The following is an 11,019-nucleotide window of genomic DNA, read 5'->3' as shown; positions in this document are numbered from 1 at the left end:
CTCATGTTTGAGTTGTTGCGCTAGTTCTAAGCCTTTTTGAAAAGCTGTTAGTGCTTGAGGAAAATCTTTGCGTTCTAGATACAATTGCCCAATTTGGTCGTAAGCTTGCATCGTTCCGTAAAAATTGACGGCTTGTGCCTGTATCTCTACGAGAATTTGGCTAGCCTGCAAAGCCTCGTCTATTTGTCCTTGAGAACGGTACAGTGTAATTAATTTCTGCAAAGCTTCACCAGCACGAACATACTGCTGCAATTGCCAAGCAGTGGTATAAGCTTCTTGATAATTTTTAAAAGCTTCTAGCAGTAAATTAGGATTTTTCCTGGCTAGAGATTCGTAATTTGAGGCGATCGCTAGCTTTAATTCTGGTATTTCGGTAAGATTATTTTCATTGGTGTAAATTTCTGCTAGTTTGTTAAGTATATTTAATGACATCTGCGGTTGTTGTGTCTGCTCGTAAATTTCAGCCAGCCGTTGCAGATATGTTATCTCGTTTAGGCGTTCGCCAAGGGATGTAGCTAAACTTAACAATTCCTCGTAGATTGGCGCAGCTTTGGGATAATCAAACCAACTTAAATGCAGTTCTCCAATTATATTCAGGGTTTCGACTATTGCTGTTGGATTTTTTTGCTGTCGCACTGCTAGCAAAACTGGGTCGTAAGCTTCTAAAGCTAGTTTAGGCGATCGCACATTTTGGTAAGCTTGACCTAGCGATCGCCATAGTTCTAAATCAACAGCTTTCTGAGATTGTGCTTGCTTTTGAATTGTCTGCAATCGCTGCGTAATATATTGTACTTCTGGGCTGTCGTTTTGCTTCCAGGCGATCGCACCAACTCGTGATAATGCTTGCACCTCTGCTAATGAACCTAAAAAGCGCCGCAAGCGCAGTTCTCGGTTCCAAATTTCAAAGGCCGTCACCTGATCACCTGCTTGTAGTTTCATTGCAGCTTCTTGGTTCAACGCATCCAGAGATGGTTCTAACTTTTGCTGTTCTTCACGAGTTAACGGCTGTTTATCCTTAGGCAAACGTGGTAGCAGTGGGTCGGGTGTAGTAATTTCTAGGGGACTAGGAGGAAATTTATCCAGTGGTTTGGGCTTTTTGCTTTGTGCTAGCGTCAAGGAACTACTAAAAAAGATAGCGGCAGTAACAATCACAATTAAGCGTCTTAGCATGGGTACTTTGCCTTGAGTTAAGTTGCATGAACAATAGATAATTGGTAACACCCATCTACACCCCAATCATAAACAGAATAATTTCTACTTAAGTCCATAGCAATCACAATTAGATAAATTGTATAATTCATCTTGATTAATGGAGGAAAAGTGAGATGAGCGAGCGCATATTTGGGCGTAAGAAATCATCTGCATCAAATTTTACGAATCCGTCGCTTGTTTCACCAACAACTCCGACATTGGCGAACCCAACACGCGGCTTTGATTTACAAACAAATACCGCCTCACTCCAAAGGGTAGCTGAGGTATCACCTAACCTTCAAAAGGCGCAGTCTGCTGATCAGCGATTATTAAAACCAGAAGCCATCAAAGAAAAGCCCCTGAGTCACGACATTAGTCGGATATCGCTGCGTTCTCCCCAGGCAAAACTCACAGTTGGAGAACCAAAAGACCAGTACGAGCAGGAAGCGGATCGGGTAGCCAATCAACTCATGTCAATGCCTGATACTGCTGTGCAACAAAAGCCGCAGATTGGCACTCACCCCACTTCACTCCACCAAAAACGCCTAATTCAACGATTTGGCTCAGAAGAACATAAGTCACTAGGCGATCGCGGTTCTGGTGGGCAAACCTATGACTTTCAGGGAGGGGAAGTCACCGCCGGAGATGGAAGCTTTCACCCACCTCTACAAATTCCCTTTCGCCTCACTCATGGCGATATCACCATGTTGAGCGGCGACTATTTTGATCCTCGTGATACTCGCGTCAATCAGCAAGGTGTTGAAGAACCTGTTTCTGACTCACTATTTCGTTTAGCGGCAACTCCATCGCCTCAGCCCGGTCAAACTCCGGGTACACAAGATGAAATCATCTACGCCATCAAAACGATCAATCCCCAAGATCCGAGATTTGCTCAAATTTGTACACCTGAACAGCCGGAGGGGGGAATTTGGTCACAACTTGAATTTTCTGAGGCTGTGAGCAAAGCCGTTGATGACCGTTATCTACAGTTAGCGGCGAACAATAGCGAACATTTTGCTGCCCCTCATGGCACCGCAGGCCCAGGCGGAGGAAATAGATCGTCTGCGGGGGGTTCCTATCGAGCTTTACATGAAGACGCAATTTTACGGGGATTTTTTGCAGGGCAATCTGGGCAAAACATCGGTGAAGGAATGGCGCGTGAAGCAGCTGCTCATCACTTTTTAACAGATCACTTTGCAGCCGGACATTTACGCACACCGAGGTCTGATATTCGGGACTATTGGCGGCAGAAATATCCCTTATTCTTTGGCAACATGAAGCGGAAGATTGCCCTTGATGTGGCGCGTTACATCAATGATAATACTACAAATGACGCTACAATTTTGGGAACTGTTTCAGGGATTTACGACACGATCATTGCCCAAGTACAGGAAAAAACTGCCAGTATGCCAGAATTGGGGTTTGATGATCTGGTTGCCTTAGTTGCCCATGATTTTGATAATGAACAGGGATTGTGGGTTGTGAATGACTTGGGCGATCGCTGGAAAACCTTCGGTGATGGTAACCTGAACAAGGATGATCCGAATAATCAAACAGCTAAAATGGCAGAATTGGCAGTCCAGCTTGGCTGTAAAGATATCGACAATGCCCACGCTTTAGGAACTGGCAATCCAGGCCCCTACTCATCAGAGTGGATTCTCAATTCCGTGAAAGGACAAGCTGCCAGTCCTGCCGCTCCTAGTGTTCAGTATGCGCCTGAACAAGTTCTGCCACGTCTCGATCCCGATGCCAATAACGGAACTCAGAACTGGCAAGCAGATTCTCTAGATGCACTGTGGACTGTAAAAATTCGCTCAGAACTGGCTCAAACCTATGGACAAGCCATTACAGCTAGTGTTCAATCAGGCGAAATCAAGACTAAGTTAGATGGGATGGCTGCTAAGTTCCCAGAAAATGAAGAGGTCTGGAAAGACACGGTGGGAGGCTGGCAAGTCTACCTGGGAACGGTTCATCCCAGAGCCGCGTTTATTGATGGATTCCTTAATCCACTCGTGGGTAATCCCCTAATCGGATTGCGGAGCATTATTGATTTTAATCCCTCTGAAGGGCAAGCATTTTTTAATGAAGATGATGCTGTGATGGAAGAGAGTACCGATGATCTGCCTCATCTGACCCTCAATCAACGCGCTGATCGCGTGCGCGCATTAATTGGAGGTTCGACTGGAGAAGATGAAGGAGAACGGGTAATTGAAATCTTCCGCACGGCCTCTGGGGGCGATCGCACCCAACTTTATCGCCTTGTAGAAGGTCATGCTTGGACAGGAGATTGGATTGAAGGAGTCTTTACAACCGATGATGATATCGTTGATGCATTGTATCGTGGTCAGTTAAATCGCTTACGAGACATGATCAACGGACGTAATTGATCCTTTGAGACGCGGATTCTGGCTTCCTGAGAAGATGAGTATCCCAACTTTCCGAAACCATCCCCCAGGTTTAGGCGAGATAATTTACACTTAAGTCGATAGCAATGCCTGCGGCGATAAACTACGCAACTAGACAAAACAGTGTTTCGACTTAAGTATGAATAATCAAGCAATGCTTAAGTGGCATAATATATTTAATTACCTACTGTTGACTTTTGAAACTAGCCATGAAAGAAAGGCTACAAATCCACAAAAAAGCCGATTCATCAGAGCCAAGTCAGGTGCGATGTCTACGACGGGCAACGCCTACGCACCTATTAACTGGTAACACTCAACTTGGCTCTAACAAGCCTATAGTACAGGCGAAAGTAGAGAATCAGAAATTTCAAAAATATCATTTTGAGGCAACGAAACTCCAAATACAAGCCAAGCACGGCACTATCACACCACAGGGAGAGGAGCGACTCACGGTATTACAGGCAAAGATAAATGAGTCGTTGCAGCAAGGAAAGGAACACTCATCCCAGTTTGGTCATAACCTGAGCAAAATGGCGATAAAACGTGCTGATAGTGTGTCACTGGCATCAATGCAACCACTAATACAGCCACAACTCACTATTGGTCAACCAGGAGATAAATATGAGCAAGAGGCGGATAGGGTAGCTGCTTCTGTAGTAAATCAAATGAATCCACCGACTTTGCAAAATCAAGATGCACAGCAGTCAAAGCTATCAGCTAAGACTGAAAAAATATTAGCAGTAGACAACTCAGCCAATAGAAAACAAAAATTTTTACAAGAATACTCACTAGCGAAAACATTAGTAAATGGAATAGAAGAAACATTACCAGAAGATAAAATCCTGGAACAACTTTTCAAAAACTTTGAGAATATCCAATTTAAATACACAATGGTGAGCAAGAGTCATGAAACTCTTTTAAAAGGCTCTCCTGAAGGAGACTGCCAAACATTAGCACGCGCCTTTAAAAAAGTAGCAGAAGAATATTTTGGCATCAAAAAAATAACCATTGAAAGTCTTCTTAAACCTTTTATAAGTGAAGGTGGGAAAACCCCATATCGAGGACAAGACCCTAATTGTGATGACGGTAAGCGGTGGTTCTTCCAAAACCATTACTGGGCTGTCTGGAATGGAAAAGTTTACGATGTTTTATTCCTCAGCCAGAAGCGAATCGAACCAGATAAGGCAAAACAGGTGCAACCACTTACATCAATGTTGATGCCTGAGCAAGAGTACTATGAAACAGAAAAAGGAAAAATTGTCTATCCAATTGTCAATAAGTACTCTACTGTAGAAATTAATATATTTGAGAAGTTGAAAAACTTTGTTAATAATCTTGGTAGGTTTTTCTCCAATAATATGAGTGCAGTAATAAATAAAATTCGGTCTTTGTTTGCCCAAAGCGGAAACAACGCCAGTGATTTTGATTCTCTAATGAGAGAACTGGAACAGGACAAAACTAGTACTGTGATCTCAAGCAAGTAAAGTCAATTATTTTAAGACCTTGATGGTATCGTTAATTTAGTGCGATCGCTATCTTGTTCTGGTTTCAGAAACAATGGTAGGAGATAAGTATGTCGGCACGATAAAACACACTTATGTTTAGTTTTGTAAAAACTTTACGATAACTGATTTATAAGCTGTCCGCTGATTTTACATTTTGTCACATAGGTTTATTTTTTAACGCCGACTTACTTAATACAGAATCAAGATATCCACAATCAATCCTCCAGTGCCCCCATGACTACCATTAAGGAACAACTCCTTGCTGCAATCAAAACCGCTCCAGAATCGATTCTAGAGCAAACCCTCGACTATCTCGAATACCTCAAAATCAGAAAAAATGGCTTTGGTATTAAACCAGGAGATGTCCCTATCCAAGATAGAGAAGCAATGTTGCACGGCTCCAAAGCTAAAGATTTGCTGAAATTTGCTAGCAACTGGCAAGGCGATGACTTTGAAAAATGTCTCCAGTTTGTTTACGACACGCTTTCCCATCCTGAATTCTGATGTATCTGCTCAATACTAATCACTGTAAGTCGGATCATCTTCAGTAATGGTTTTCACCACTGTCCTGAATTATCCTCTTGTTGCAAACCTATCAACTGTCGGCGCTTCCAAGCAAAGTGAAGAATATTAATTCCTAATTCCTGAGCTGTACGAATAGTCAATCGGGGTAAATTCAAATCTCTATCCAGTCCCCAAGCAGTTGCTAAATCACCAATCGCTAAAATAACTCCTCCACCGATTGATAATTTAATTTGCTGTTGATTAACCATTGGCAAGGCAGCAAATAAAAAAGGTTTTGTCCTTAAAGGATGACTCCGTTGCAATTCTTCTAAAGGTCTTAAAGGACTTTCTAACTGTTGTGCCAATGCTTGAGTACTTTCAATTAGAAGATTAGCATTTGTTGGTGCATCAACTAGAAGCACACCACCTAAATTTAAGTAATTTTTTAGAGATTCAAATTCGAGACTATTTAAAGATATGGCTTGTCCACCTGTCAGATAAAGTATGTCATAGTCTTGAATATTTTCCCCTAAAGAAACCTGGCCTGGTTCATCAGCCCCTCGCAAACTGGGATATAGGGGTTCTACTGCTTGTAACAAATACGAAAGGCTGAAAAAATTACGCGCACATTCAGGATCATTATGATTTGCCTGTGCCATAGTCACAAGTGCTTGGGGACGCATTTGTGCCTGACGACGATAACGCAAATCAACATTATTATATCCAGGAAAGAAAGCATCCGCAGGTTGGGTAATTTCTGGATGTCCTGGTTGTAGGAGTATCCGGCATATTTCTATTTCTGAACTGATTGGTGTAGAGTTTCTTTGGTCAATTCGATAAGTTTCTTGAACAACATCTTTTTGCTGTCCGCGCCGCAATTCATCAGGGTCTACATAGCTAACTACTAAGTAGATCATCAGCGGTTCAGAACTCGCTACATCTATATCAATGGGAAAGTCATAAGAGGTCGGTACAATAATTAGATTACCTGCTAAATCAATTGCAATACCAGGTTGAATTTGCACCCAACGTCCATCTCGATATCTAGCTTCTACTTGGCTTGGGGCAGTAATATCTCGAATCCCTAAACCGCAGACAATTCCTGGTTGATTTAAACTTTGATATTGGGCATTTTGCCGATTACGGTGGTAATCATGGGCTGTGCGCCAGCGTTCAGCATTGATTAGTAACCCGTCTGCGGCTTGCAAGCGTTCAAAGGATTTAATTGGTGGGGGTGGGAAAGGATGGGACATAGTAATTTAAAATTCAAAGGAAGATCTGAAAGATTTTCACGCAGAGGCGCGGAGGCGCAGAGAGAATATTGAGATTTTTTTTACTAAGCTTTTGGAATACTTCGTATTGAAATTTAGCAATGTTAAAATTGTTAATTAGAAGGATTTTCGATAGATAATTCATAGGTACAAAAAGCTGGTTTTTCTTGTTCTATGATTTTTTGGATAAGTTGTTCGTTGATGATGCCACTAGAAATGTTGGAACGCAAACGCACTATAAAATGATATGCTTGTCCACCTGCTAAAACTGCATTTCCTAGTTGTGCATCTCCGATAATGAAACTTGGGCCAAAAGGTTCTGTGATACTAATATGTTTATCAGCTTCATTAGTTAAATGTTCGTCTAGCGGTAAACCAGTATAAAGATGTAAATAGAGACGCAATCCTTTACGAGTTCCCCGCCAGCGATAAAGTTCTACGGCACGGCGAATTAAACGCCGCTGTTGTTGGAGATCCCAAATTGAGTCTACTTGCCAAGCAACCCAATGAGCCATAAAGGGTAGTAGTGCTTGCGGTGATGTCAAGGGATCTAGGTTTGCCCACATGACGTTGTAACTATCAACTATTGGTTGAAAAGCTTGCTCAAATATCTTGATGAAGCGACCAATAAAGTCCACTTCCCGATACAAAATTGGCAAGAATTCCATGTAGGCAGTGTAGGGACGGATGTATAAATCGAAATACTCGCTTCTCTCGATTTGTTCGTTGTCTGTGCCTGGGTCTATGTGTAGAGTGATTAGGCTGCGAAAATTGAGCGTTAGTTTGTCTTTTTTTCCAGAGGAAATCGCTTCTTGATCCTCAAAAAATGTGTCGGGAATTAAGAAGTAGAGGACAGCATCCATTTGTCCACGAGGCGGTATCTCGCTGCCTTCTGTGCCAATCTGACACCACTGGGACGGGAAGTTTCCTTCAATGCTTAAGCTCACCCGCAAAGGACGCTGTTCTAAGTTTTGCACTTGCACTATCATCTCGCTTGGATGCCCAGGATGCAAGAGTAAACTACGTCCAGCAATATCCATGTTTTCCGCATTTGCAAATGCTAAACCTGCTACAGGTAAAGCTTCGGGGATTTGCATTGGCGTTAATTGAATGCGTACAGCCGGACTAGAGCGACTTTGAACCATGATTAGTCTACCAATTTTGGATTATAAAGTTTTTTCTCACGCAGAGGCGCAGAGGCACAGAGAGGATAAGGAGTTTTTTTCCATAAATTTCAGACAATACGAGTTACGAATTACGAATTATTTGGATGTCGTGATTTGAACGTAGATTTGTATCAGCCCAAGAACATATTAAACCTTCTGATCCTGGGTCAATTAATTGTTCTGGGGATGGTTGTCGTCGCCAATTTTCTCCTTGCTTACGGATGGGAAATAGTAGGACGGGGCCTAAATGACGCACGCCTGGGGTTTGTTGCAGTAAGGCGACAATATCTGATGTATAAACTGGTCGCCCAAATGGCCAACCTTTGCCGTCGATTCCTCCTGTTAAGGGATTTAAATATTTATAGAGCGATCGCCTTAAATTGCGCTGAATTTCTTCTCTGGCAAAAGGGTTGTTGTATGCTGGCTCTAAAGCAACTTCTGTCTGTACAGAAACACCTACATAATTCGGTTCTTCTAATTCTATTTGTACCCCTAATAAGCGTCTTTCATCTAAGTAACTCAAAATTTGCTCTTGGAGGGCATTACTAAGGGCAAATTCTTCTGGTGTCATCCCTTCGCCTTGCGCGATCGCATCTGTGTTAGCAAATGGAACTATCAGTAAACTAACTATACCAGCTTGTGTACGAGAATTTGCTGGCAAACACCGGACGCGAGCGATCGCACCAGCACCCGCCTGTTGAGCTAAAACTTCAAAATCTTCGGCAGTGACGGCGCGATCGCGTGTACGGAGGATGCGGGGAGCCTTCATCACAGCTTGCTCTAGTGATTCAGCATCCGCACCATTGATTGCTGATACACGATTGATCACACTAGCAATATATGGATATGCAGACTTCAAAAACTGGATTGCCCCAGTTTGAACATTGCCTTCTCTACCGCCACCTGTGCGATAAGTAACCATTTTAATTTCTGAGCCACGGGGAGGAATTGCGCCGTATTGGTGTTCAGATTGGTTATTTTCCATAACTTGTACAGATGTGTCATCTAGCGATGGTTGCTGAATTCGGGTTCGCACCTGTGTTTGCTGTTTAAGTTGACTAGGTTCACGAATCAACGGGCCAAATTGGATTGTACCAGTGATCGAATCGAGGGTGTAATGAAAGTGATGCGATGCAGAATCAGCAAAATCTCTCACCTCAGTCCACTTTTGAGGCAAACCACCAGAGGGAGTAACTAAAATATACTCATTTTCTCGGCGTTCTAAAATTGGTGCTGTTTGTAACTGGAAATTCTGACCGGGTGTACCATCACTAATTCCCAAGCGCTCATCTTGAATCAGCGTACTGTGACTAGCCCTAACAGTACCGCCAATTGACCGCGCTGTTAAACCAATAATTCGTGGGGGACGATTGTAACCAGATTCATTGGCTTCTGTGGAAACAAAGCTACAACGTAACCAGCGACCTCGGTAAGAAGTAAAATTAGCCACCGGCCAAACTTGCGGTAAATGTAAACGGACCTCTGCACCTTGAGACGGGTTTCCACCCTGTTGAGCAATTTCGTAAAAACTGAACCCGCGAGTTTTATCGTCTGACTCTTGCAATAAAACCGATTGCCAATTTTCCCCATCCCAAGCTTCCCATTTCCGGGGGGGTTGATTGGGGTTAATCCCCGCAGGAGTAGCCGCAGCTCCCTGGAAAATAATTTCTAAAACATTAGCATCTAAAGGATCATCAGAAGCGATCGCTAAATAAAAGCAATTACCAGGCTGGGGTTCTTCTTCAAATACCGCTTGTTCGTTACCTGTCCAGTAACCGTTAGATTGACGAGTCCACGAAGCTGTGACTCTTTCGCGCAGAGATTGGGGAATATCTTCGGTAGTTTGGGCAGTTAAGAAGTGCTGTATGCGCGGGTTGCCGATAATTAGCGGAGAATCTGTACTAAAGGTAATAGCTTCTGTAGTTTCAGTGCGGATAGTTGAGGCTTCTAATCCGGCTGGAATCGTGTAGGCTTCAGGTAGTGCAGCGCTTAAATAAAAAGTTAATTCCGTCCGGGCTGGGGCGGGAGGCTGGAGACGAATACCTAGTAATTCTAGGAAAGCTACATAATTTTTGCGAGGTACTTGGTTAAATCTGAGCAACATCTGGTCAGTTAACCAAGCGAATAACTCAATTAGCGTAATTCCTGGGTCGCTAAGGTTGTGGTCTGTCCATTCTGGACAGTAGCGAGGAATACGCATAATACATTCTTCCACCAAATCATCGAAGGCGCGATCGTCTAAATTGGAAGAAGGTAATTTCGGTAAAAAGTCAAAGTTCACGATTCCCCCTCAGCCGAAACCAAATAATAAGGATAAACAAAACTATAAATATCGTGACTATCTTTAAGTCGATAATTGATGATAATGTCTACTCTGCCACGCACAGGGTCAGGATCGGTGATAATTTCATCGATAGTAATGCGTGGTTCCCAAACCTCTAAAGCTTCCAAAACATAAATACGGATTCGCAGTAGGGTATCGCTATTCAAAGGTGCAAACGCCAGTTCCGACAAGCGCGAACCAAAGGTAGGTCGATAAACCCGCTCACCTACTCCCGTGCGGAGGATAATCCAAATAGATTCTTTAACTTTTTGATCTTCATGGCTAAGTTGTATTCCACCTTGCACACTTAAATGCAGTGGATAAGCCCAACCTCTTCCCAAATAGGCTCGTTCACGACCATAAACCATATCTGGCACTTAGAAAGCTGTTACATGGATATCTTTAAAGATATCGGCACAGAAGCTTTAAGCCTATTCGCCAAAGGTCGAGGTTGCGCTCGTGCTTAATTATTGCCCGCTACGAAAATAAAAATAAAAAATAAATAAAATAGGACTTACGCATTGAATAGCTTTTAGCAAATCGTTACTTTGTATCTTTGAAGATAAGAGTGATACAGCGCTTCCGGCTATTATGGAATATAGTTTTTCTCCTTGCCCCTCTCCTAGCATACCTTTCAGCTTTGAGGATGTACCC

At 42.8% G+C, this 11,019-nt stretch carries 8 protein-coding genes; 3 read left to right on the top strand and 5 right to left on the bottom strand.

The features are described 5' to 3' along the window. Positions 1-1,170, bottom strand: a 1,170-nt coding sequence (locus ACEW80_RS16115) for a tetratricopeptide repeat protein (RefSeq protein WP_373527560.1), incomplete at its 3' end; no start/stop codon positions are given. Positions 1,171-1,325: 155 nt separating this feature from the next. Here ACEW80_RS16115 and ACEW80_RS16110 point away from each other — a divergent pair. From ACEW80_RS16110 to ACEW80_RS16100, 3 genes are all read left to right on the top strand, one after another. After that, the gene (locus tag ACEW80_RS16110; protein WP_373527559.1) at positions 1,326-3,578 is read left to right on the top strand and encodes a hypothetical protein; all 2,253 of its coding nucleotides are present in this window, start codon (positions 1,326-1,328) and stop codon (positions 3,576-3,578) included. Between the two features lie 227 nt (positions 3,579-3,805). After that, positions 3,806-5,080 (top strand): hypothetical protein, encoded by a 1,275-nt coding sequence (locus tag ACEW80_RS16105; protein WP_373527558.1) that lies wholly within the window; start codon positions 3,806-3,808, stop codon positions 5,078-5,080. A gap of 255 nt (positions 5,081-5,335) precedes the next feature. Continuing rightward, entirely contained in the window at positions 5,336-5,605 is a 270-nt protein-coding gene (locus tag ACEW80_RS16100) for a hypothetical protein (protein ID WP_373527557.1), read from the top strand. Between the two features lie 53 nt (positions 5,606-5,658). Here the strand turns inward: ACEW80_RS16100 and ACEW80_RS16095 are convergent, their stop codons facing one another. From ACEW80_RS16095 to ACEW80_RS16080, 4 genes are all read right to left on the bottom strand, one after another. Then, entirely contained in the window at positions 5,659-6,858 is a 1,200-nt protein-coding gene (locus ACEW80_RS16095) for a DUF4159 domain-containing protein (protein ID WP_373527556.1), read from the bottom strand. 131 nt (positions 6,859-6,989) lie between these two features. Next, positions 6,990-8,021: a phage tail protein gene (locus ACEW80_RS16090; RefSeq protein WP_373527555.1), complete on the bottom strand. Its 1,032-nt coding sequence runs from the start codon at positions 8,019-8,021 to the stop codon at positions 6,990-6,992. A gap of 103 nt (positions 8,022-8,124) precedes the next feature. Beyond that, positions 8,125-10,323 carry a putative baseplate assembly protein gene (locus ACEW80_RS16085; protein WP_373527554.1) on the bottom strand — a complete coding sequence of 733 codons (2,199 nt, stop codon included), beginning with the start codon at positions 10,321-10,323 and terminating at the stop codon, positions 8,125-8,127. Continuing rightward, a complete protein-coding gene (locus ACEW80_RS16080; protein ID WP_373527553.1) occupies positions 10,320-10,733 on the bottom strand; it encodes a GPW/gp25 family protein in 414 nt (137 codons plus the stop codon). Before ACEW80_RS16080 ends, ACEW80_RS16085 begins: the two co-directional genes overlap by 4 nt. Positions 10,734-11,019: the final 286 nt, after the last annotated feature.

Origin of the sequence: Nostoc sp., assembly GCF_041747015.1 — a bacterium.
Lineage (GTDB): Bacteria > Cyanobacteriota > Cyanobacteriia > Cyanobacteriales > Nostocaceae > Nostoc.
Note: the sequence above shows the minus strand (reverse complement) of the source record. Positions and strands in the feature narration are given on the sequence as shown.

Bases quoted from the DNA above. Each gene is read 5' to 3' on its own strand.
- ACEW80_RS16090 (WP_373527555.1), bottom strand. From the start codon at position 8,021: ATGGTTCAAAGTCGCTCTAGTCCGGCTGTACGCATTCAATTAACGCCA.
- ACEW80_RS16110 (WP_373527559.1), top strand. From the start codon at position 1,326: ATGAGCGAGCGCATATTTGGGCGTAAGAAATCATCTGCATCAAATTTT.
- ACEW80_RS16105 (WP_373527558.1), top strand. From the start codon at position 3,806: ATGAAAGAAAGGCTACAAATCCACAAAAAAGCCGATTCATCAGAGCCA.
- ACEW80_RS16095 (WP_373527556.1), bottom strand. From the start codon at position 6,858: ATGTCCCATCCTTTCCCACCCCCACCAATTAAATCCTTTGAACGCTTG.
- ACEW80_RS16100 (WP_373527557.1), top strand. From the start codon at position 5,336: ATGACTACCATTAAGGAACAACTCCTTGCTGCAATCAAAACCGCTCCA.
- ACEW80_RS16080 (WP_373527553.1), bottom strand. From the start codon at position 10,733: ATGGTTTATGGTCGTGAACGAGCCTATTTGGGAAGAGGTTGGGCTTAT.